Origin of the sequence: Paenibacillus sp. V4I9, from assembly GCF_030817295.1 — a bacterium.
Classification (GTDB): Bacteria; Bacillota; Bacilli; order Paenibacillales; family NBRC-103111; genus Paenibacillus_E.
The window spans coordinates 357631-380727 of the sequence record NZ_JAUSZE010000001.1 but is presented as its reverse complement, the minus strand read 5'-3'; the positions used below and the strand labels follow the sequence as shown (position 1 = coordinate 380727).

General features: G+C 45.5%; 17 protein-coding genes, 8 tRNA genes and 3 rRNA genes. 4 read left to right on the top strand and 24 right to left on the bottom strand.

Annotation, left to right across the window (positions count from 1 at the left end; translation table 11 throughout):
- Nucleotides 1-64 precede the first annotated feature (64 nt).
- The 18 genes from QFZ81_RS01765 to QFZ81_RS01680 form a co-directional block, all read right to left on the bottom strand.
- Nucleotides 65-1228 carry an extracellular solute-binding protein gene (locus QFZ81_RS01765; protein WP_307601213.1) on the bottom strand — a complete coding sequence of 388 codons (1164 nt, stop codon included), beginning with the start codon at nt 1226-1228 and terminating at the stop codon, nt 65-67.
- Entirely contained in the window at nt 1200-1406 is a 207-nt protein-coding gene (locus QFZ81_RS01760) for a hypothetical protein (protein ID WP_307601211.1), read from the bottom strand. Before QFZ81_RS01760 ends, QFZ81_RS01765 begins: the two co-directional genes overlap by 29 nt.
- Before the next feature lie 63 nt (nt 1407-1469).
- The gene (locus tag QFZ81_RS01755) at nt 1470-2303 is read right to left on the bottom strand and encodes a carbohydrate ABC transporter permease (RefSeq protein WP_307434611.1); all 834 of its coding nucleotides are present in this window, start codon (nt 2301-2303) and stop codon (nt 1470-1472) included.
- Nucleotides 2300-3217, bottom strand: coding sequence for a carbohydrate ABC transporter permease (locus QFZ81_RS01750; protein WP_307601209.1), 918 nt, complete (start codon nt 3215-3217; stop codon nt 2300-2302). The genes QFZ81_RS01755 and QFZ81_RS01750 overlap by 4 nt, the downstream gene beginning before the upstream one ends.
- A 290-nt stretch (nt 3218-3507) precedes the next feature.
- Nucleotides 3508-4569 (bottom strand): LacI family DNA-binding transcriptional regulator, encoded by a 1062-nt coding sequence (locus QFZ81_RS01745; protein WP_307601207.1) that lies wholly within the window; start codon nt 4567-4569, stop codon nt 3508-3510.
- A 175-nt stretch (nt 4570-4744) separates the two neighbouring features.
- Nucleotides 4745-4829 (bottom strand) — tRNA-Leu (locus QFZ81_RS01740).
- Between the two features lie 44 nt (nt 4830-4873).
- Nucleotides 4874-4946, bottom strand: a tRNA-Lys gene (locus tag QFZ81_RS01735).
- 19 nt (nt 4947-4965) lie between these two features.
- A tRNA-Asp gene (locus tag QFZ81_RS01730) sits at nt 4966-5042 on the bottom strand.
- Nucleotides 5043-5111: 69 nt separating this feature from the next.
- Nucleotides 5112-5188 (bottom strand) — tRNA-Met (locus tag QFZ81_RS01725).
- Between the two features lie 71 nt (nt 5189-5259).
- Nucleotides 5260-5335, bottom strand: a tRNA-Val gene (locus QFZ81_RS01720).
- A 23-nt stretch (nt 5336-5358) separates the two neighbouring features.
- Nucleotides 5359-5433: transfer RNA gene (locus tag QFZ81_RS01715), tRNA-Glu, on the bottom strand.
- 36 nt (nt 5434-5469) lie between these two features.
- Nucleotides 5470-5561 (bottom strand) — tRNA-Ser (locus QFZ81_RS01710).
- Nucleotides 5562-5588: 27 nt separating this feature from the next.
- A tRNA-Asn gene (locus tag QFZ81_RS01705) sits at nt 5589-5664 on the bottom strand.
- Nucleotides 5665-5669: 5 nt separating this feature from the next.
- A 5S ribosomal RNA gene (gene rrf / locus QFZ81_RS01700) occupies nt 5670-5787 on the bottom strand.
- 65 nt (nt 5788-5852) lie between these two features.
- A 23S ribosomal RNA gene (locus QFZ81_RS01695) occupies nt 5853-8775 on the bottom strand.
- A gap of 242 nt (nt 8776-9017) precedes the next feature.
- Nucleotides 9018-10559, bottom strand: a 16S ribosomal RNA gene (locus tag QFZ81_RS01690).
- The 16S, 23S and 5S rRNA genes sit together here with 8 tRNA genes alongside, the layout of an rRNA operon.
- A gap of 533 nt (nt 10560-11092) precedes the next feature.
- The gene (locus QFZ81_RS01685; protein WP_307601205.1) at nt 11093-11482 is read right to left on the bottom strand and encodes a VOC family protein; all 390 of its coding nucleotides are present in this window, start codon (nt 11480-11482) and stop codon (nt 11093-11095) included.
- Nucleotides 11483-11551: 69 nt separating this feature from the next.
- A complete protein-coding gene (locus QFZ81_RS01680; protein ID WP_307434623.1) occupies nt 11552-11773 on the bottom strand; it encodes a hypothetical protein in 222 nt (73 codons plus the stop codon).
- Between the two features lie 157 nt (nt 11774-11930).
- Here QFZ81_RS01680 and QFZ81_RS01675 point away from each other — a divergent pair, with 157 nt between their 5' ends.
- Both QFZ81_RS01675 and QFZ81_RS01670 read left to right on the top strand, forming a co-directional pair.
- Nucleotides 11931-12209 carry a hypothetical protein gene (locus tag QFZ81_RS01675; protein WP_307434626.1) on the top strand — a complete coding sequence of 93 codons (279 nt, stop codon included), beginning with the start codon at nt 11931-11933 and terminating at the stop codon, nt 12207-12209.
- 141 nt (nt 12210-12350) lie between these two features.
- Nucleotides 12351-14501: a 5'-nucleotidase C-terminal domain-containing protein gene (locus QFZ81_RS01670; RefSeq protein WP_307601203.1), complete on the top strand. Its 2151-nt coding sequence runs from the start codon at nt 12351-12353 to the stop codon at nt 14499-14501.
- A 76-nt stretch (nt 14502-14577) separates the two neighbouring features.
- Here the strand turns inward: QFZ81_RS01670 and QFZ81_RS01665 are convergent, their stop codons facing one another.
- Complete coding sequence (locus QFZ81_RS01665) at nt 14578-17271, bottom strand: response regulator (protein WP_307434637.1); 2694 nt, start codon at nt 17269-17271, stop codon at nt 14578-14580.
- Nucleotides 17272-17437: 166 nt separating this feature from the next.
- Between QFZ81_RS01665 and hisC the strand changes: the two genes are divergently transcribed.
- Nucleotides 17438-18553, top strand: coding sequence for a histidinol-phosphate transaminase (gene hisC, locus QFZ81_RS01660; protein ID WP_307434640.1), 1116 nt, complete (start codon nt 17438-17440; stop codon nt 18551-18553).
- Nucleotides 18554-18675: 122 nt separating this feature from the next.
- On the top strand, nt 18676-19146 hold the full coding sequence (mscL, locus tag QFZ81_RS01655; protein ID WP_307434642.1) for a large conductance mechanosensitive channel protein MscL: 471 nt from the start codon (nt 18676-18678) through the stop codon (nt 19144-19146).
- Nucleotides 19147-19169: 23 nt separating this feature from the next.
- Here mscL and QFZ81_RS01650 read toward each other — a convergent pair whose 3' ends face one another.
- The 5 genes from QFZ81_RS01650 to QFZ81_RS01630 form a co-directional block, all read right to left on the bottom strand.
- A complete protein-coding gene (locus QFZ81_RS01650; protein WP_307601201.1) occupies nt 19170-19931 on the bottom strand; it encodes a (S)-benzoin forming benzil reductase in 762 nt (253 codons plus the stop codon).
- A complete protein-coding gene (locus QFZ81_RS01645; RefSeq protein WP_307601199.1) occupies nt 19932-20765 on the bottom strand; it encodes a hypothetical protein in 834 nt (277 codons plus the stop codon).
- Nucleotides 20765-20965 carry a copper ion binding protein gene (locus tag QFZ81_RS01640; RefSeq protein WP_307601197.1) on the bottom strand — a complete coding sequence of 67 codons (201 nt, stop codon included), beginning with the start codon at nt 20963-20965 and terminating at the stop codon, nt 20765-20767. Before QFZ81_RS01640 ends, QFZ81_RS01645 begins: the two co-directional genes overlap by 1 nt.
- Nucleotides 20966-21103: 138 nt before the next feature.
- Nucleotides 21104-22150, bottom strand: a complete 1047-nt coding sequence (add, locus tag QFZ81_RS01635; RefSeq protein ID WP_307601196.1) for an adenosine deaminase — start codon at nt 22148-22150, stop codon at nt 21104-21106.
- Nucleotides 22151-22356: 206 nt separating this feature from the next.
- Nucleotides 22357-23040 carry a DNA alkylation repair protein gene (locus QFZ81_RS01630; protein ID WP_307434657.1) on the bottom strand — a complete coding sequence of 228 codons (684 nt, stop codon included), beginning with the start codon at nt 23038-23040 and terminating at the stop codon, nt 22357-22359.
- Between the last annotated feature and the right edge of the window lie 57 nt (nt 23041-23097).

The following is a 23097-nucleotide window of genomic DNA, read 5'->3' as shown; positions in this document are numbered from 1 at the left end:
CAATTCTCAAAGGAGAACGGAAGTGGCTCAAGAGAAATGTATAGGATGATTAGTAGTGCTGACTTTATTTATTCAACTTGGCTTCCGCATCTTTTCCTTTATCTGTAATTGTTTTGAACGCTTGTTCAAGCGTCTGTTTGCCGAACATGACGGCTTCCATTTCCGATTTATACGTTTTCACGAAATCTTCACTGCCTGGAGGAGCCGGATAGAAAGGCAGCGCTTTGTCTTTGGCTACGTTCAATAAATCTTTACCGAATAGATCACCTTTTGACAATGTAGATTCAAGACTTTTGAAAATAGCTTCATTAATTGGAATTCCTCTCGTTGTACCCAGAGCTTTGCCAGCCTCTTGATTGGAAATGAACCACTTGATGAATTGTTTCGCTTGTTCTTTATTTGCTGAGTTTGCACCCACACTGAGGAAAATGGTCGACTGTGCCCAACCTCCCCCTTTCGAACCTATCGGATTGCTGTTCACTACCAATTTGCCTGGAACTAGTGCCTGGATAGCCGTTGCAGACCCCACGGATGCTCCTTTGAGCATCACTTTGCCGGCTGCCAAAGAGTCGAGTTTTGGATCGTTCTCCTTAAAAGATAACTGTAAATCGGCCGAAGGTACGATGCCGTCTTTGCGGAACCCAGCATATATGTTTTGGAATTGGAACCAAGTGTCCTTATCCAGATTGAACTTCGTGCCGTCTTGGAAAATAGGTCCTTTTCCTTGGGCCGTTTGATAATACTGATACCAGTCCCAAACATTTGATAAATCATCGATCGGATATTTGTCTTTAGGCAATTTCGTGCGTGCTTCTTTCGCAAAGGCAAAGAAATCATCATAGGACCAATTATTGAATGGCAGCTTGATGCCTGCCGCTTCAAGGTCAGGTTTGTCGTACACCATCCCCTGACCGTTCAAACTGAGGGGCACACCGTACAGCTTTCCGTTGATTTTAACATTTTCCAAAATTTTCGGATCGACGATGTCTTTCAAATCGAGATCCGACAAATCAGCGAGCTGCCCCCGCTTGACGTAGCTCTGAATATATGCCGCATCCATTTGCAGTACATCCGGGATCGAATTGGACGCCGCTAAAGTTGGAAGCTTCTCCCAAAATCCATCCCATGCCGTATACTCTGGGGCAAATGTCACTTTAGGCACTTGACTAGTGTATAAATCAAGCGCCTTCAAAGTGGCATCATGACGTGCCTGTGTTCCCCACCACATGATCTGTCAGCTTAACGGCCTTGTCAGAAGCAGGCGCAGCCGTCGCTGTTTTCGCCGTCGTTTGCGGCTGTGTCGATGATTGAGCCGGCTTACTGCCGCTGCTGCATCCTGTAAGACCAACTGCTGCGGCAATCATTGTTAGAGATAAACCTTTGAGCCATGCTTGTCGTTGTTTCATGAATAAACACTCCCTTTTATATGTGAAATGATGTATTACCTACATGAGGTGCAGATTTTGGCATCAACCTTTGATTCCTGTTGTAGCGATGCCCTCCACGAAATGCTTTTGGGCCAAGAAAAACACGATGGCAGAAGGTGCGACTGAGAGAAGCGACATGGCCAACAATTGGCCCCACTGGATTTCAAATTGGTCAATAAACATCCTTAGTGCCAGACCGACTGTAAATTTCTCAATGGAGCTTAAATACAGCAATTGGGAGAAGAAATCGTCCCAGCTCCAAAGAAATGTGAAAATACCTACGGTTACAAGCGCTGGTTTTATTAAAGGTGCAATAACGAAGAGAAATATTTTATATACAGAGGCACCGTCCATTTGTGCGGCCTCGTCCAGATCTCTCGGAATGCCTCGAATAAATTGGACGACCAGGAAGATGAAGAATGCCCCCCCTCCAAAGAAATGAGGTAATATCAATGGAATATAACTGTTCACAAGACCCAGCTTGTTATACATAATGTACTGAGGCACAACCGTCACCTGAGAAGGCAGCATCATGGTAAGCAGCAACACGGAAAACCAGAAACCTCGTAGTTTAAACTGCAATCTCCCAAATCCATACCCTACTAGTGCCGCCGTGACTACGCCGCCTAATACGTTCCAGAATTCCATTAGAAGCGTATTGGCAAAAAAGGTGGTAAACGTGTACTCGGAAGAATACGTCCAGCCTTTGGTGTAATTTTCCCACATCAACACTTGCGGCCAAATCGTTGGTGAACCTAATTCCGCCAAACTTTTCAATGAGGCACCTATCCACCAAAAAACCGGGTAGAGCATGATCAGAGAAAACGGCAGTAGAATGAAATGTGCCTTCAATGAAGAATATCGCCGTATGATCATTTAGATTCTCTCCCATCGGATTCGTAATAGACCCAGTATTTGGATACAGCAAAATTAATTGCCGTTAATATTGCTATAATAAGTAACAATATCCATGCTAGTGCGGACGCATAACCCATTTGAAATTGTTTGAAAGCCTTTTCATATAAGAACATGACATACATGTAAGTTGAGTTTGCAGGGCCACCTGCCGTAATGACGAAGGCAGAAGTAAACATTTGGAAGGAGCCAATAATACCTAAAACTAAATTGAAGAACATGACAGGTGAAAGCATGGGTAACGTAATGGTGAAAAATTTGCGAATGTTTCCAGCACCATCTACGGAAGCGGATTCATATAAGTCTTTAGGAATTTGTTTCAAGCCCGCTAGGAAGATAACCATGGTGGACCCAAACTGCCAGGCATTCAGTAAGATAAGAGTACCAAGAGCTGTATCAGGGTTCGATATCCATCCAACTCCGGTAATATGAAACCATCCCAGAATGTGATTGATATATCCATCCAATCCGAACATGTTTCGCCAAAGCGCAGATACCGCAATACTTCCCCCAATTAACGATGGAAAATAAATAGCTGTCCGATACACATTCATCCCACGGAGACTCCGATTCAGCAGCATGGCCACCATTAGGGAAAAAAACAACTTGAATGGCACGGAGACGAGAACAAACGAAAAAGTTACAGAAAGCGATTTCAAGAATAATCGATCTTTTGTAAAAATCTCTGAATAGTTTTTTGAGCCAATCCATGACGGCGTATCAAGCAATGAATAATCTGTAAAAGATAAATAAAATGACTGAATAATCGGCCATAGCGTCAACAGTAGAAAGCCAATTAACCAAGGAGAAATGAATAGATATCCAGCAGTATTATGCTCATCTTTATTGCGAAAACTACGCTTTCTTATACTCATAGTTGTTACCTTCTCTCAGCTTAAAATAAAAATGAGTCAAATTTGCTTAATGTATTCCGATTGTAACCCTAATGTTTTTTACTGTCAACCTAATATGTGAATAATGTTATGTTAAATAAACTATTTTTTTGTTTATTTTAATCGTTTACTTTCATAACATAATACATTATTTACTTATATTTATGTTTATCTCCTGGATAAATCGATAAGTAACATAAAAAAGTTCCCGATTCAAGTTTACTTGTAAACTTGAACCGAGAACTTTGTAAATCGAGCCATTTCAATTATTCTTAAGTGTTACTTTCTGTGAGAGCACGGATACTTTCCCTAATAATTAAGTCGCTTTGCAGCAATACTTTTTCATAGGGCATATGCCTATTCTTCAATCTCCATATCAACAAGTCTACAGCTTTGATACCGAGTGCATCTTTCTCTGCATTGATTGTTGTAAGCGTTGGAAAGTCTTTAACAATATCGACATTGTTATCAAAACCGGTTAAAGAACAGTCTTCTGGCACACGAAGTTTCATTTCCCTTAAGGCATTATGGACAAGCACAGCAATTTGATCATTTGCGCTCACGAATGCAGTAGGAAATTCGCTTGTTGGGATAGACTGCAAGCCTGTCAGCAGTAAATTCGTATTCTCTTCTCTCAGAGAAGGTATTACATTTAACAATGCATGATTTCTATGCAAATAAGGAAGCTCATTCTCCTCCATGATCGACCTGAAGCCTGTCCAACGGTCAAAAAAACTTCGCGAATAACGCAAATTGCCGACGAATTGGATACGAGTGTGACCCTTGCCAATCAAAAAATTAGTAAGCTTGCGCATAATATCCACATTATTCATGAAAATAGTATCCGACTCAATCATCTCATCTTCATGATCGACCATTACAAAGGGGATTGCCTTACTTCTTAGCTCCATCAGCATTGGAGTTGATACAAGCCCAACACCAATGACCCCCAACAGCCCCTCTGGTTTCATAACCAGATTAAAGTTTCTAGGATTGTCATCTGAGACAATGATCGAGCCTATTCCTTCAGATTCAAGTGTTTTGGAGATGCCGTCTAGCACTTTCCCCCAATAGCCGGACTCTTTATTCTGGCTGCGAATGTTTGGAATCAGAATACAAACGATTTTATCACTTTGCTCCGAAGTGGACTGACTCTGAATTTTTTTAATCGTTTTCTGGTTCAGATATCCTAATTGGGAAGCGATTTCAAAAATTTTTTCTCTCGTTACTGCACTAATGCCAGATTTACCGGACAATGCTTTCGATACTGCATATTTAGATACACCAACTCGATCCGCAATCTCCTGCATGGTAATTTTATTCGTTTTTGTCAAAGCTATCACTCCAAATCAGTATCCGACACTCGCGTTGATTTTGTAAACCAAACAATGTATTCATAATAATAACAAATTAGCATAGATAAGTATACAGAAGTGTTATCCCTTGTAGATGGAGAAAATAAAAAGAAGAGTAGGCGCTTATTAGCAACCTACTCTTCTTTACCGATAATGCGGTCAAGAGGACTCGAACCTCCACGGGGGGTTAGCCCACACGGACCTGAACCGTGCGCGTCTGCCAATTCCGCCATGACCGCGAAACAGAGAACTTTAGACTACGTCTAAAGCTCCCCATAAATACTGAGTCATGTAGGATTCGAACCTACGACACCCTGATTAAAAGTCAGGTGCTCTACCAACTGAGCTAATGACTCATGTCCAGAAATAAAAAAATGGCGGAGCTGACGGGATTCGAACCCGCGGTCTCCTGCGTGACAGGCAGGCATGTTGGGCCACTACACCACAGCTCCACACTATGTAAGACATCTAATATAGGGATCTTTTTGATATTATCAAAAGTCTCTCCTTATATAAGAGGTTGGTTGCGGGGGCAGGATTTGAACCTGCGGCCTTCGGGTTATGAGCCCGACGAGCTACCGGGCTGCTCCACCCCGCGACATTACTAGCATGATATTTTATTATCCCCGAAAAATGTTTAGCTAATGCGTTACACTTTTTAAGGTAAAATGGTGGAGGCTGACGGGATCGAACCGCCGACCCTCTGCTTGTAAGGCAGATGCTCTCCCAGCTGAGCTAAGCCTCCATGGGATAAAACTAGAAAATAGATGGTGACCCGTAGGGGACTCGAACCCCTGTTACCTCCGTGAAAGGGAGGTGTCTTAACCACTTGACCAACGGGCCTCGTAAACAGGCTTTTCTTATGTAAAAGTTTATAGGTGGCGGAGAGAGAGGGATTCGAACCCTCGAGACGCTTGTGACGCCTACACGATTTCCAATCGTGCTCCTTCGGCCAGCTCGGACACCTCTCCATGAAAAGCCTGGTATGTTATAAAAAATGGCTCCCCGAACAGGACTCGAACCTGTGACAACTCGATTAACAGTCGAGTGCTCTACCAACTGAGCTATCAGGGAAAACTGCTTGGCAACGTTCTACTCTCCCAGAACCCTGCGGTTCAAGTACCATCGACGCTGGAGGGCTTAAACGGTCGTGTTCGAGATGGGAACGCGTGGGTCCCCTCCGCCATCATCACCAAACAGTCAAAGCGTGTTTGCGCCTTGAAAACTAGATACGAAACTTGCGTAAAGTAATCCTTAGGGTTTTGGTTAAGCCCTCGACCGATTAGTATTCGTCAGCTGCATACATTGCTGCACTTCCACCTCGAACCTATCAACCTCGTCGTCTACAAGGGGTCTTACATACTGGGAAATCTCATCTTGAGGGGGGCTTCGCGCTTAGATGCTTTCAGCGCTTATCCCCTCCGTACATAGCTACCCAGCGATGCCTCTGGCGAGACAACTGGTACACCAGCGGTACGTCCATCCCGGTCCTCTCGTACTAAGGACAGCTCCTCTCAAATTTCCTACGCCCGCGACAGATAGGGACCGAACTGTCTCACGACGTTCTGAACCCAGCTCGCGTACCGCTTTAATGGGCGAACAGCCCAACCCTTGGGACCTACTTCAGCCCCAGGATGCGATGAGCCGACATCGAGGTGCCAAACCTCCCCGTCGATGTGGACTCTTGGGGGAGATAAGCCTGTTATCCCCAGGGTAGCTTTTATCCGTTGAGCGATGGCCCTTCCATTCGGTACCACCGGATCACTAAGTCCGACTTTCGTCCCTGCTCGACTTGTAGGTCTCGCAGTCAAGCTCCCTTATGCCTTTGCACTCTGCGAATGATTTCCAACCATTCTGAGGGAACCTTTAAACGCCTCCGTTACATTTTAGGAGGCGACCGCCCCAGTCAAACTGCCCACCTGACACTGTCCCCATACCGGATCACGGTACTAGGTTAGAACTCCGATACGATCAGGGTGGTATCCCAACGATGCCTCCACCCAAGCTGGCGCTCAGGCTTCAAAGGCTCCCACCTATCCTGTACAGATCGTACCAAAGTCCAATATCAAGCTGCAGTAAAGCTCCATGGGGTCTTTCCGTCTTGTCGCGGGTAACCTGCATCTTCACAGGTATTAAAATTTCACCGGATCTCTCGTTGAGACAGCGCCCAAGTCGTTACGCCATTCGTGCGGGTCAGAATTTACCTGACAAGGAATTTCGCTACCTTAGGACCGTTATAGTTACGGCCGCCGTTTACTGGGGCTTCAATTCATAGCTTCGGAACCGAGGTCCCTAACCACTCCTCTTAACCTTCCAGCACCGGGCAGGCGTCAGCCCGTATACTTCGCCTTGCGGCTTCGCACAGACCTGTGTTTTTGCTAAACAGTCGCTTGGGCCTTTTCACTGCGGCCCCCTCGGGCTATTCACCCTACCGAGGCACCCCTTCTCCCGAAGTTACGGGGTCATTTTGCCGAGTTCCTTAACGAGAGTTCTTCCGCGCGCCTTAGAATTCTCTTCTCACCCACCTGTGTCGGTTTGCGGTACGGGCACCTTCGCCTGGCTAGAAGCTTTTCTTGGCAGTGTGAACTCATGACCTTCGGTACTTAAATTTCCCTCCCCATCACAGCCCAGCCTTACGATGTGCGGATTTGCCTACACATCAGCCTCACTGCTTGGACGAGCATCCATCAGCTCGCGTCACTATCCTTCTGCGTCACTCCATTGCTCATAACGGCTACGGTGGTACAGGAATTTCCACCTGTTGTCCATCGACTACGCCTTTCGGCCTCGCCTTAGGTCCCGACTTACCCTGAGCGGACGAGCCTTCCTCAGGAACCCTTAGGTTTTCGGCGGATCAGATTCTCACTGATCTTTTCGTTACTTATACCGGCATTCTCACTTGTATGCGCTCCACCTGTCCTTACGGTCAGAATTCTACGTACATACAACGCTCCCCTACCCATGCACAAATTCATGTGCAAGCCATAGCTTCGGTGGCGTGTTTAGCCCCGTTACATTTTCGGCGCAGAGTCACTCGACCAGTGAGCTATTACGCACTCTTTCAATGGTGGCTGCTTCTAAGCCAACATCCTGGTTGTCTGTGCAACTCCACATCCTTTCCCACTTAACACACACTTGGGGACCTTAGCTGATGGTCTGGGCTGTTTCCCTTTTGACAATGGATCTTAGCACTCACTGTCTGACTCCCGGATTTAAGTTTGTGGCATTCAGAGTTTGACTGGACTTGGTAACCCTTGGCGGGCCCCGCACCCAATCAGTGCTTTACCTCCACAACTCAACATCCGAGGCTAGCCCTAAAGCTATTTCGGGGAGAACCAGCTATCTCCGAGTTCGATTGGAATTTCTCCGCTACCCCCACCTCATCCCCGCATTTTTCAACATGCGTGGGTTCGGGCCTCCAGTGAGTGTTACCTCACCTTCACCCTGGACAGGGGTAGATCACACGGTTTCGGGTCTACGTCCACGTACTAAAGCGCCCTATTCAGACTCGCTTTCGCTGCGGCTCCGTCTTTTCAACTTAACCTCGCACGGGAACGTAACTCGCCGGTTCATTCTACAAAAGGCACGCCATCACCCATATAGAGGGCTCTGACTTTTTGTAAGCACACGGTTTCAGGTTCTTTTTCACTCCGCTTCCGCGGTGCTTTTCACCTTTCCCTCACGGTACTGCTTCACTATCGGTCACTAGGGAGTATTTAGCCTTGGCAGATGGTCCTGCCGGATTCCGACGGGGTTTCACGTGACCCGCCGTACTCAGGATACCTCTAGGGGTTTCGTTCGATTTTGGCTACGGGGCTTTTACCCTCTATGCCGGACCTTTCCAGATCTCTTCGCCTACCGAACTAACCCCATAACGAGGTCCTACAACCCCAAGGAGCAAGCTCCTTGGTTTGGGCTATTCCGCTTTCGCTCGCCGCTACTGACGGAATCACTTTTGTTTTCTTTTCCTCCAGGTACTTAGATGTTTCAGTTCCCTGGGTATGCCTCCAATGCAGCTATGTATTCACTGCATGGTAACTGCGCATTACCACAGCTGGGTTCCCCCATTCGGACATCCCCGGATCAAAGCCTGCTTACGGCTCCCCGAGGCATTTCGTCGTTCGCCACGTCCTTCTTCGGCTCCTAGTGCCTAGGCATCCTCCGTGTGCTCTTTCTAGCTTAACCTAGAAAAAACTTTAAAGATTTTTGCATGATCCAAAAGAATCACACAACCTAAGTTCTTACTTTACGTTTTGTTTCGTTATCTAGTTTTCAAGGAACAATGTTGCAACCATTACATTCGCAAAGCGATGTTGGTTGTCAACTTGTGTTTGAAAGATTGCTCCTTCAAAACTGAACACGAGTGAGTAAGCGATTTGTGTACTTACGTACACTTGACTGGTCTTATCAAGACCGAGTCTCCATAGAAAGGAGGTGATCCAGCCGCACCTTCCGATACGGCTACCTTGTTACGACTTCACCCCAATCATCTACCCCACCTTCGGCGGCTGGCTCCCTTGCGGGTTACCCCACCGACTTCGGGTGTTGTAAACTCTCGTGGTGTGACGGGCGGTGTGTACAAGACCCGGGAACGTATTCACCGCGGCATGCTGATCCGCGATTACTAGCAATTCCGACTTCATGCAGGCGAGTTGCAGCCTGCAATCCGAACTGAGATCGGCTTATAAGGATTGGCTCCACCTCGCGGCTTCGCTTCCCGTTGTACCGACCATTGTAGTACGTGTGTAGCCCAGGTCATAAGGGGCATGATGATTTGACGTCATCCCCACCTTCCTCCGGTTTGTCACCGGCAGTCATCTTAGAGTGCCCACCCGAAGTGCTGGCAACTAAGATCAAGGGTTGCGCTCGTTGCGGGACTTAACCCAACATCTCACGACACGAGCTGACGACAACCATGCACCACCTGTCTCCTCTGTCCCGAAGGCCTACGATATCTCTACCGTATTCAGAGGGATGTCAAGACCTGGTAAGGTTCTTCGCGTTGCTTCGAATTAAACCACATACTCCACTGCTTGTGCGGGTCCCCGTCAATTCCTTTGAGTTTCACTCTTGCGAGCGTACTCCCCAGGCGGCATACTTACTGTGTTAACTTCGGCACCGAGGAATCGAATCCCCGACACCTAGTATGCATCGTTTACGGCGTGGACTACCAGGGTATCTAATCCTGTTTGCTCCCCACGCTTTCGCGCCTCAGCGTCAGTTATAGGCCAGAAAGTCGCCTTCGCCACTGGTGTTCCTCCACATCTCTACGCATTTCACCGCTACACGTGGAATTCCACTTTCCTCTCCTACACTCAAGTCAACCAGTTTTGGATGCGAACCGGGGTTGAGCCCCGGGCTTAAACACCCAACTTAATTAACCGCCTGCGCGCGCTTTACGCCCAATAATTCCGGACAACGCTTGCCCCCTACGTATTACCGCGGCTGCTGGCACGTAGTTAGCCGGGGCTTTCTTCTCCTATACCGTCACACAAAGAGCAGTTACTCTCCTTGCTGTTCGTCTAGGGCAACAGAGCTTTACGATCCGAAAACCTTCATCACTCACGCGGCGTTGCTCCGTCAGACTTGCGTCCATTGCGGAAGATTCCCTACTGCTGCCTCCCGTAGGAGTCTGGGCCGTGTCTCAGTCCCAGTGTGGCCGTTCACCCTCTCAGGTCGGCTACGCATCGTCGCCTTGGTAGGCCGTTACCCTACCAACTAGCTAATGCGCCGCAGGCCCATCTATAAGCCACAGATTGCTCCGTGTTTCATAATTCTCTCATGCGAGAGAACCAATTATCCGGTCTTAGCTATCGTTTCCGATAGTTATCCCGATCTTATAGGCAGGTTACCTACGTGTTACTCACCCGTCCGCCGCTAACTTATCCCGAAGGATAAGTCCGCTCGACTTGCATGTATTAGGCACGCCGCCAGCGTTCGTCCTGAGCCAGGATCAAACTCTCCATAATAGTAAAACTATTTGAAAGCTTAATTGCTCATTTGCGTTGCTAGCGAGATTTTGCAATCTCTTTTTTGAACGATTTCTCGTTCGCGCTTACTCACTCGTTGTTCAGTTTTCAAAGATCAATTTCTTTCGTTCACTGCCGTGTTACCGAAGCAGCGAGAAGTAATATACCACAGCTCGTTCATCAATTGCAAGCACTTTTTTTCTTGTCAATTTCTGTCGCTCTCTGTCGGAAAGCTATAATAACATAGGTTGCTGTTTGAATGCAAGTCCCATTTAATGACTCATGGTGATTTGCCGCTTCAAAGCAACGAGGAATAATGTAACACGTAGGGAAACCAATTACAACCCCTTTGGAAATGTTCCATAATTGCAATTGTTTTGAATTGTTCCTACATAAGAATCTAAACAAAAAGGATGCAGTCCTCTGCATCCATTGAAGCTCATTAGTATTCCATTCTATCTATTGAAGGGAAATTCAAGAGGGAATCTACATCATCTCTAATAAATCGCATTATCTAGCAGATTATTAACGAATCAACGCGTAGATTGAAAGAATTCGATACGCTCTCCGTCTAAACCATTAAAGAAGAAGTATCTGGAGCCATTCGGAAGGGTTGTAATCTCAGCATCCAACTGATCTACTCCCAATCCTTTGATTCTTGTAAATTCCGCTTCAATATCATCCACAGTAAAGGCCAAATGGTGAACTTTGCCCTCTTGCGGTAAACCCGCGTTATAACCCTCTATTAATTCAACTTCAGTTTCATTCATTGCTTCAAAGCCAAGAAAACCGAGTTTGATCACACCATTCGTATGTAACAAGGTACTTTTATGCTTAAGCCCAATCACATCTTCATAGAAACGAATCGACGCTTCTAAGTTCGCTACCATTACACCGACATGCTCCAACTTCAAAACTGCCATCTGTACATAACCTCCTCCATTCATCTCCTTCTATTGTAACGAAAAGAGCATGAGAGGACTAGACCGTCTTTAAGAGATACGGAGCGTTTCCATTTCGCCATCCAGCGAGAAGAGCGTTACTTCTTTATTCGTAATATTGACCAAACCAATCTCATCGAACACTTTTCTCACCTGAGCATTGGATAAATGCTTCATTATCGTTTGGGCCGCTATCTGTAAATGATCCTGATACATAGATTCAAAAAACATAAGAACTTCTTTTTCCCCGACAAGGATTTTTGCGTACATCATCCCATCAACACCCCCAATATCAATGGTTCAATTGTATAATTTGGAATCTAGGAAAGTGTCAGAACTTTATTAGGTTTATGTTAGGTTCATAGATTTCGCCTTAGATATAAAGTCAGTGTATACTAGAGTAAAGTAGATGAGGTGGGAGGGTGCAAATATGAGATTACTAAAGCTTCTTCAAATCTATGAAGTGGATGGGATTACACCCAAGCATCGATCGGAACGATTCGATTTTGATGAAATTCAAGGGCAGACATTTCGTGAAATGAACCCTACTGAGGTTGGGTGCCCAATGATCCTATCAGGCGTCCATCAATACATTCCTTTCAAAACAACTAGAGTTCAAGCAATTGATCGGGACGGATTGGATTTCAGGGTGCTGACACGCAATACCATCTATCATTTTGAAGTTTATACGGAACGCCAAGCCAAGTAACCTTTGGAAGGTTAATGGCTTTTTTTGTTCATTCATATAATAATAATTTCTTTACTTCTCAAAATCTACCATTTCCCCTTATACTAATAGATGGGTTTATTAACCGAGGTTCTATTAATTTGAAGGAGGAATTTTTAACACATGAAAAAAACATTGACCACCCGCCTTACAGCGCTCGCTCTTGTTACTGTTCTAACTAGCTCTTTCGCTAGCAGCCTAGCATTTGCTGAAACAGCAGCACCCTCTTCTCCCGTTTCAATGAAATCAGATATGCGTCTTGCCATTGATAACGGCGCTATTGAGGGCTACGGAGATACCGATTACCGTGGTGCAAATGCTGCTACTCGCGCTGAAGTGGTAACAATGATTAACCGTGCTGCCAAGCTGAAAAGTGCAGATCTTGGTTCTGTCACGTTCACGGACCTTGCAAATTGGCAAAAACAAGCGGTTGCGAATGCCGTTGCAGCTAAGCTCATTAGCGGCTTTGCTGACGGTACGTTTCACCCAAATGCTGCCGTTACTCGTCAAGAGCTTGCTGAGTTGATCGTTAAAGTCGTAACTGGCGGCCAACTGCCAAAAGTGAACGAGAATGTGTTGAATTACTTCAAAGATTCCTCATCTATCGCTAAAGAATCCCGACCTTATGTCGCTTATGCCGTCATCAGCGGAATTTTCACACCTACCCTTGACGGAAACTTCAACCCTACTGCGGAAGTAACGCGTGATGAAGCAGCTAAGGCGCTTAAGCCTATTTTATTTAAAGTGGTTGATATTTTAACAACGAACGATATTCACGGTAAAATCGAAGTCGGCTTCGATAAAAAACGCAATCAAGGTCAAGGCGGTATCGAAACACTCGGCGGTATCGTGACCGATTTCCGTGCTGTAAATCCAGGCGGAACGGTCGTTGTTGATGGCGGAGACGCATGGCAAGGTACGCTGATTTCCAATACGACGAATGGTCAATCTGTGATGGACACGATGGCGCAAGTACAATATGATGCCGCGGCTATCGGAAACCACGAGTTCGACTTCGGTCGTGACGTTCTGATCGACAACATTAAGAAAGCTAAATTCCCTATTCTCGGGGCTAATATTATCGATGATAAAACGGGTAAACGCGTTGACTGGACGCAGCCCTATGTAATTGTTGAAAAAGATGGTCTGAAAATCGGTATCATCGGCTTCGCAACTCCACAAACTACAACGACAACGAAATCTACAAACATCGAAGGCCTTTCCTTTGTAAATCCAGTTCCTTTGGCTAAAGAGTTGTCTGCTGAGCTTCGCGCTAAAGGTGTTGACATCATTATGGTTACCTCCCACCTACCAGGTGAGCAAAACCAAAAGTCTGCTGAAATTATTAGTGAGCTTGCTGATCTCGCAAGAGGCACTGGGAATGGTACTCTTGATGCGATTGTTGGTGGTCACTCCCACATGCGTGTTGCCGGTATCGTAAATGGTATTCCTGTTGTTGAGGCTCAAAGCTGGCTATACGCGGTAGGGCACATTCAACTATTTGTAGACAAATCCACAAAGCAAGTCGTATCCTCGAATGCAAGCTTGCTTGAAACATATACGAACCTGACGACAGCTGACGCGAAAATTCACCAAACGGTTGAAGATTATAAAGCCAAAATTTCGTCGAAATCCGGAGAAGTTGAAGTCGTTGTTGCAGAACCGCTAAGTCGTAAATCTTTCCGCTTTGCTGTCAATGGCGGAGTTGATCGCGATGGCGCTTCCCAGTTAGGAAACAGCATCACAGATGCCATGCGTGCTTCTGAGAAATCCGACATTGCCTTCACTAATATTGGCGGCATTCGAGCAGATGTGGACAAAGGTGAGCTGACGTATGGCAAAATGTTTGAAGTGTTCCCTTTCGGCAATTACAATGTTACGGGTACGATGACTGCTGCGCAAATCAAAAAAGCACTCGAAGTAACGGACAAGTATACCAATCTTCCGGCTATTCAATTCTCAGGCTTGAAAGTAGAATGGGACAGCACGAAGCCACTCGGTGAGAAATATTCCAAGATCACCCTAGTAGATGGCACTCCTATCTACGTCGATGGCAAGTTGAATACAGATCGCACGTTCAAAGTAACAACCAATGATTTCATGGCTACTGGCAGTGGCGATGGCTTTACGGTATTTGGTGAAGTGAAGGATTGGAAAGATGGCGCCATCATGCTGGACGCTTGGGTGAATTATGCTAATTCCCTGAAAGCTGCTGGTAAAGAACTATCTGTGCAGGACGATGGTCGCGATGTGCGTTTGGATTTGAAGAAGTAAGCTATCATTAATTATTAATCCCATAAAATAAAAAGGCCTTTGACCGCATCCAAAAAGGATAGGGTCAAAGGTCTTTCTATTTGGTCAGCCATACACGCAACAGGGATAGCAATTGGCTTAAATTAAGCGGTTTGCTAATATAATCGGAAGCTCCTGCTTGCAAGCAAATATCCCTGTCCTGTTTCATAGCCTTGGCTGTCAATGCAATAATCGGTACTTTCTCAAATCGGGTATCTTTCCTAATCATTCGCATGGCTTCGTAGCCATCCATAACGGGCATCATGATATCCATAAGTATGAGATCGATGTCCTGATCTTTCTTCATGATCTCCAAACATTCTTGTCCATTATGAGCAACACTAACTAGTATGCCTTCTCTCTCAAAAGCATTGCTTAGAGCAAACACATTCCGAACGTCATCGTCGACGACAAGTATTTTTCTTCCACTAAAATTGTTCCTCTCTGCTGGGTCCGCGGCTTTCTTATAGGCATCCCTAAGCAGAAAGTCACTTATCATTGGGGAAGACGCAGCGGCAGCTTCTTTCTGCATGGATTCAGTTTCGTTAAAGACATGCTCCAATGAAGGAACATAAAGCGTGAAGGTACTACCTACTCCCTCTTCGCTTTGCATAATAACCCTACCACCGAGAAGTCGGGCTAATTCACGGCTTATCGATAAACCAAGGCCTGTCCCTCCATATTTACGATTCGTTGTTCCATCCGCCTGGCGAAACGGCTCAAAGATCAATTGCTGTTTCTCAGGAGATATCCCAATCCCTGTATCTTTTACGGATATGACCAGAACTTGTCTTTGTTTAGCCAATGGCAGAAATTCTCTAATCTGCTCCTCGCTACACATACTCAAATTCACCAGAACAGAGCCCTTATGTGTAAATTTAAAGGCATTCGAGAGTAAATTTTTAATAATTTGGCTTAAACGTTGTTCATCCGTATAGAAAATGTCTGGAACCTGTGAATCACGCATGATGCTGAAAGTGAGATTTTGCTGTTCGGCCACCTTTGCAAATTGACTTCGCAATATATCTGGAAGCTCTGATACATTCATTTCACCGACATGAATATCTAATTTACCAGCTTCGACTTTGGATAGATCAAGAATATCGTTAATCAGATGCAGAAGATCATTTCCTGAAGAATGAATAACACGGGCGTACTCTTGCTCTTCTTTCGTCAACGAACCCTGTTTATTTTCTTGCAGCATTTGGGAAAGGATCAACACACTGTTTAATGGGGTACGAAGTTCGTGTGACATATTCGCCAAAAATTCCGATTTATATCGAGAACTTTGCTGCAGCTGAATCGCATGTTCTTCAAAAGATGCCTTAATATTCTCTAGTTCCCGTGACCTTTCTTCGGCATAACGATTCTGTTCCTCCAACTGCTCATTCGTCATGTGCAGTTCTTCTTGTTGTGTTTGAAGTTCTTCCGTCATGATCTGATATTCTTTTAAAAGCCGCTCAACTTCAACACGCGTTTGCACACTATGTACAATTGTACCTAACACTTCGAGAATATCTTCCAGCAGCTCAAGCTGCAGCGGAGTAAATTTATCAAAGGAGGCCAGCTCCATCACAGCAATAACTTCATTGTTATGTAAAATGGGTACGATCAGAACACTTTGAGCCTTCGCCGCTCCGAGTCCAGACGATAGGATAATGTAACTATCTGGTACATTTGTTAGGTGAAACATTCGCTTCTCGATCGCACATTGACCGACTAGTCCTTCACCCAATTGGAATCGATGAACCCCAATGCCATCACTTTCCCCCATGACCGCATAAGAAGCCAACCTAATCATAGAATCCTTACCTTCATAGGAAGAACGAAGATAAAGCAGACCGTAAGAAGCATCAAACAGTTCAGCCGCTTTACTAATAAAGGTTTTCCCGAGTGTCTCCAGGTCCGAAATCCCTTGAAGCATATGAACGACTTCCGTTAATTTTCGCTGCTGCCACTCCATCTCTTCTTGATTCTCAAGCAGAACATTCGTTGCTTCCGCAAGATCTTTCACCTCATCATTCATGGTAACGTGTATACGTTTAGAACGATCTCTCTTCGATGAACTTAAATGCATAATACTTCGTGTTACTTGTTTAATCGTCCCTACGATAGATCGGGAAATTAATAATGCAGCTGCTATTGAAAATATAACAACAAGCGTTAACATGACGAATAAAGACTTGGTAAGCATCTGATTCTGTGCATCTAAGTGAGCCGCTCTTCTCTTGGTAAGTCCCATTTCAACGCTGCGAAAGCGATCCAACTGTGAGCGTATATCATCAATAATCTGCTTCCCAAGTAAAAAATTATAATCAAAATACGTTTCGTTATTAATACTATTTCTCATCGAAGATAGGGAGTTCCCTCCGCTCTGCTGAAGCCATCGCTCGATTGATGCCTTAATGGAAGAAAGATTTTGCTCCTGTATGTTATTATCTCGAGTTAGTTGACTGAGACGACTGTAGGATTCCCTCCATTTCGACTCGCCAAGTTTGTAAGGTTCTAAATAGCTGAGCACACCCGTAAGCAAATAGCCCCGCTGCCCGCTTTCCATATCCATCACATATTTTTCGATACGATTCGTTTCATTATGGACGGCAAAATCATGCTCGATGATATAATTTCTATCTTCCTGCATGGAGATCACTTGATAATTAACTAATACAAATGAAATGGTTAAACAGACAATGATGAACATATACCCAATCATAATCTTGGAACGGATACCAAATCTACTTTTCCTCATCATGCTGCCGTCCTTTCCTTAGTAGAATTCACCTCATTAAATATATTATACTATGTTCCCTAAAAAATGGGATATGGTGATTATATATCCTTTACTACTTTACCGAGTTAATGTATTATTATAGTAACGCATTAAATTAAACTAATTTAATTAAGTAGGAGTGATTATTATGAGTCCAACAATTAAACACATCCGCCCTCGCAGTGTCCTTTCACGCATGAAGCCGTACTCTCCTGGGAAACCCATTTGGGAAGTTCAAAGAGAATTAGGTATCGAAAAGGTCACTAAGCTTGCTTCTAACGAGAATCCAATAGGCCCTTCACCACTGGCATTAGCAGCCATTCAAGCTTATCTGACCGATATCCATCGCTACCCAGACGCCGACACGGTTGATCTTAGGGGGGCAATTGCAGAGAAATTACAGTTTTCTTCGGATGAAGTCCTCGTAACCAATGGGGCCGATGAACTCATTACGCTTATTTCAGAGACATTTTTGGAACCAGGGGATGAGATTATTGTTCCTTCTCCAACTTTTAGCGAATATGAATTCGGGGCTAATTTAATGGGCGCAAGTATCGTGCAAGTACCGCTTCGCGAAGATTACCGTTATGATGTTGACGATATACTCACTGCTGTAACTGAACAAACCAAGCTGCTTTACATTTGCTCACCTAACAATCCAACAGGCACTTATATGAAGAAACAGGATTTACATCGGCTTATGGAGGAGCTCCCTTCCTATGTTCTTGTTATTTTTGACGGGGCCTATAGTCACTTTGTAACGGCGGATGATTATAGTGATGGGTTGGAGCTTGTGCGTATGGGCTACCCCATCGTCGTAACACAAACCTTCTCCAAAATATACGGATTGGCTGGTATTCGTGTTGGGTATGGCATCGCGTCACCAAGTATTTTGCATAGTATCCGTCAGGTCAAAGAACCATTCAATGTGAATGCATTAGCACAAGTTGGCGCTACTGCGGCGATTAATGATGATCAGCATCTTGATGCGACACGGGAGATGAATGCTCGCGGGAGAGAGCAGTTATATGAAAGTTTGCAGGGAATGGGATTGAAATTCACACGCAGTATGAGTAATTTCCTATTGGTTGAGCTTGGACCGGACGCTAAAAACATCTATGAAAAGCTGATGAATAAAGGAATTATTATTCGTTATGGCGGAGCTTGGAACCTCCCTGATCATGTGCGGATTTCAGTTGGGACGTCTGAAGATCATACGGTACTAATCGAGGCGCTTCGCGAAATATTCATTCATCAAGCCTGATTTCATCTCCACAACTCAAAAACGCCTTGAACAGATAAACCGAAACTTACCGCCAATTGTTTGTGTGCAATCAAATATGCTACAATACTAACAATTATTGTCTCATGGGGGTAAACGAAGCGATGCTGAAGGAATTTAAAGATTTTGCTTTCAAAGGGAACATGGTTGACTTGGCTGTTGGGGTTATTATCGGGGGCGCTTTCGGGAAGGTTATTACTTCGATTGTGAATGACATTATCATGCCACCAATTGGGTTATTACTGGGCAGAGTTAACTTCAATGAGTTGTTTATTTCTTTGAATGGCAAACACTATAACACCATTGCAGAAGCTGCTGCAGACAATGGCGCCCCCGTTCTTAAGTATGGGCAATTTATTTCTACTTTTTTAGATTTTTTAATTGTTGCACTTGTTATTTTCCTCGTTATCAAACAGCTTAGCAAGTTCCGCAAGAAAGAAGAGCCGAAAGAAAAAGTGGTATCATCCAAATCTTGCCCGCACTGCTTGTCCGAAATTCCCGTACAAGCTACACGCTGTAAGTTCTGTACTTCAGAGCTGTCATCAGGTACTTCTGTGTCAGGAAGTATTCAATAGGTATTGTAAAAGCCCGAATCGAACTATATCGATTCGGGCTTTTTGGTGCGCAGATCGGCGATCTCGCCTTGCGCGAAAGCGTTTGTATTCAGTAGGTCGAGCAGCTGCTGCGCAGTAGCTTCGGGCGATTGCAGCTCGCCCTGCTCTTTGAGCTGGACGAACCTGCTCACCTGCGGGAAGTCCACTTCTTCAGCAGCGCGGATCTCCCGCTGCATATCCGTGTCAACCACACCCGGCGCGATGGAGTAGATCTCCACCGGGTGCGGTTGGTTCATCTGCTCGACGCCCACGCACCGCGTCAGCATATCGAGCCCGGCTTTGGCGGTGCAGTAAGCACCCCAGCCGGGGTAGGGCTTCTTCCCCGCGCCCGAGGAGATGATGGCGACCCGCTTCTTAGTCAGCCATGCCTGCGTGAGCCGAATGAAGCTGTTCGTCAGCAGCGCGGGCGCGATGAGATTGACCTGCAGGCTGCGCTGCAGGTCGTCATGGTCTGCTCGGCCGATCGACGTCATCGGTTCGAGCATGCCAGCATTATTGATGAGCGTGATGGAATCCGCTTCATCCACCGTGCAGAGGATTCGCTCCATGAGCGAATCCAGGCCTTGCGTGTCCGCCAAGTCGTAAGCGTGGAAGGTAAGTGTACCTTCCGCGCGCAGCGCCTCTTGGCGCAAAGCCTCACTGTAGCTGCGAGAAATGCAGTGAATCGCAGCTCCCTGCTGTAGAAGCTGCTGAATGATCGCAGCGCCAAGTCCTTTTGAACCGCCTGTAATAATATACGTTTCCATTTACGGCACCTTTACGACAAACGGAACTGTTATTACTTGACCATCCCGTTGAAATTCGCCCCATATTTTATAGATACCACTCTTCGGAAATGATGTCTTGAATTTGGCTTCTGGCCCTGATGATTTCTCATCTACAGGATGTACATGCAGATACAGGTCCGCCTTCTCATCAAGAATAACGACATGCCCTACTGCACCTAAATAAGGCTGCAAATTGGTTATTGGCGCTTTTGTAGCAGCATCCTTGAAAGTATAAGTCAAATTCAGGTCCATTCCCGCCATGAGATGATCAGCCACCAGTGATATCTCGATACCATTCACCGCTGCGGTAAGCTTGCTATCGGGCTGAAGGGCTATGGCAGGCGCAGCCTCTCCACCTGCTTTAATTTCGTGACTTTTGACTATTTGCGCTTGCCCGCTAGGTTTAAAATCAGCGAACAACTTATAGTTTCCGCCTGCAGGAAGCGCTGTACGAATCGTGAACAACCCCTTACCTTGATAGGTCGGATGAATGTGCTTGTAGTAGGAAAGATCTTGGCTAACCAGAATAAGATGCATCTTTTTCTCATGGTTTAGTTCAAAATCATCTACTGATTTCCCGTCTTTATCAAGTATCTGTATCGTCATCTCAGTTTCTTGTTTGGCTTGTACGGAGTCAGACGAAAGCTTAAATACGGCCTGAATACCTTCTTTTTCCGCCGATTCACCACTGCTATGGCCTGGATGTTCCTGCCCTTTATTTTCTGAATGAGCGGAGTGCTCCGTAGTTGTTGCTTTACCACAAGCACTCAATAAGAGAGCCGCTGTGAGGAGAATTACGCCTATTTTCTTCATTATTGCACCACGTAGCCTTGCTCTTCGATCGCATCTTTGATTGCTTCCACGCTAAGCTTCGTCTCATCGAACTGCACTTCGACTTCTTTGTTAGCCAGATTCACCTTACCTTCTGCACCCAGCTCCTTCACCGCTTTCTCAACTGAATTCACACAGTGATTGCAGGACATTCCTTCAACTTTCAAAATAATAGTAGACATTTTCAACACTCCTTATAGGTGTAGTTATTTCATTAGGGTTATTTTTAAAGTATACCCCCCCACCCTATATTGTCAAGTCTCATTAAACAAAAAAGAACCCGCTGCCTGGTCGCAACGAATTCTTCTCTCATTAGGCTATTAGTTGAGCACGCCCAAACTACTCATTTCCTCTTCCATCTCTCGTCTTAACGACAGCTTATCATGTTCTTCCATAAACGCGGCATCTACGCCATTCATGATCAGCTTAACCAGCTCCGGTGTCGTAAAGCCAAAGCGGTCCGCGAGCACCCGATATTCATTGGTAATGTTCGTACCCGATACGCTGGGGTTATCCGTATTAATCGTTACGACCAGCCCTTGCTCCAAATATTCGCGAATCGGGTAGGCTTCCCAACCAGAAACGGCCTTCGTTTGGATGTTGCTGATCGGACACATTTCGAGCGGGATGCGGCGATCCTTGACCATTTCCAATATGGACCTGTTCTCCTTCAATCTAACACCGTGCCCAATACGAACTGCGCCGAGATTCGTGATGGCTTCAAACACGTTCTTCGCTCCCGCTGCTTCTCCAGCATGGATGGTGACAGGAATACCAAGTCTTCCTGACTCTGCAAAAACCTCCCGGAAACATTCCGGCGGATACGACGCCTCATCACCGGCTAAGTCGACAGCGACTAAGCCTTTCCCTACATACTTAGCAGCCGCTTCGATCACTTCTAGGTTGCTTTCGCAAGAATGATTTCTCATGCAGATCGCAATGACACCGACTCTAACACCGAAATCCCGCTGCCCCCGCTTCATTCCCTCTAACACATGATGAATCGTTTCCTCAACCGTCAAACCGTTGTTCCTATGCAGCTGCGGTGCGAAACGAACTTCCACATATCTACAGTTATGCTCAGCAGACTGTTCGACGACCTCATAGGCGACCCGTTCCAAGGCTTCAGCAGATTGTAAAAACCGTGTAGTAAAGTCAAATTTGCTTAGATATTCAATGAGACTTCCGCACTCCTCACCTACTCGCATATGTGGAATGAGTCCATCTTTATCATACACGGGAAGTTCAATACCTTGCCTACGAGCGAGATCCAGAATCGTCTCTGGCTTCACACTGCCATCCAAGTGCAAGTGAAGATCAACCTTGGGTAATCTCGCTAATAGATCGTTAGCCCGCATGTTATTCATCTTCCATCTCTCCTTTTTCTTTCAATTTCGTAACGCGCTTTTAAAGAATTTTAATAACTTTACTCGAATGTCATGATTATGTCAATATACATGACGAAAATTTCGTTTTGTTAATATATGCGTAAGGTATGATGACATTGTGTGAAAATCTGGAAATAAAAAAAGATCCACTCCAGGGTCATTCATCCCCGCTGTGGATCTTCTATTCATTTCTCCTTACGATGAATCACTTTCAATGCTTCCCGTACGCTTAGCGGCGAAAGCTCCGTACTTGCAACGAAAGACTGTACCGCTGCGGCGTCTGTCTTCGAATACTCACGAAGCGCCCAGCCTATTGCTTTGCGGATGAAGAATTCCTTCGAATCGGCCATGCGCCTGATACAGCTAAACAGAAGCGGCACATCCGTCCGTTGTTTATATTTTAGTTGGAACAATATCGCCGTTCTTTGCAGCCACATATGATCCGAAGCTAACCACTTATCCACATAGGATGGAATCAACTCAGGAAACCTCTGCAAGTGAAAGCCGATTAAGTGATCAGCGATCATATCAACGGTGTCCCACCACGATTTTGTCACGACGAAATGCTCCAAGACATCGATATGCTCCCGTTCTGCATCTTTTTGCAGCCCAGTAAGGACCAATAATGCCGTGTAGGCAAACTCGCGCTCCGGCAACTCCCAGAGCTCTTTGGCAACTCTGACCCCGTCCTCACCTTTAGGGAAGCCATGTTCCTTCGTGAATTGCTTAGTCAATGCTACTCGTGCTGGATTTCGGATCCCGAGAAATGGGAAATGATTCTTCATATAGGCTTCCATACTTGGCGCATTTGCCGTGTCGCGGTGTGCTCTTAGCCAAGCCTCCAGCTTGTCCGTATAAGGGGATGCCATCGGTCTCGTGCCTCCTTTTTAACCTATCAGCTATATGCTTTATTGTAGCAATTCCAA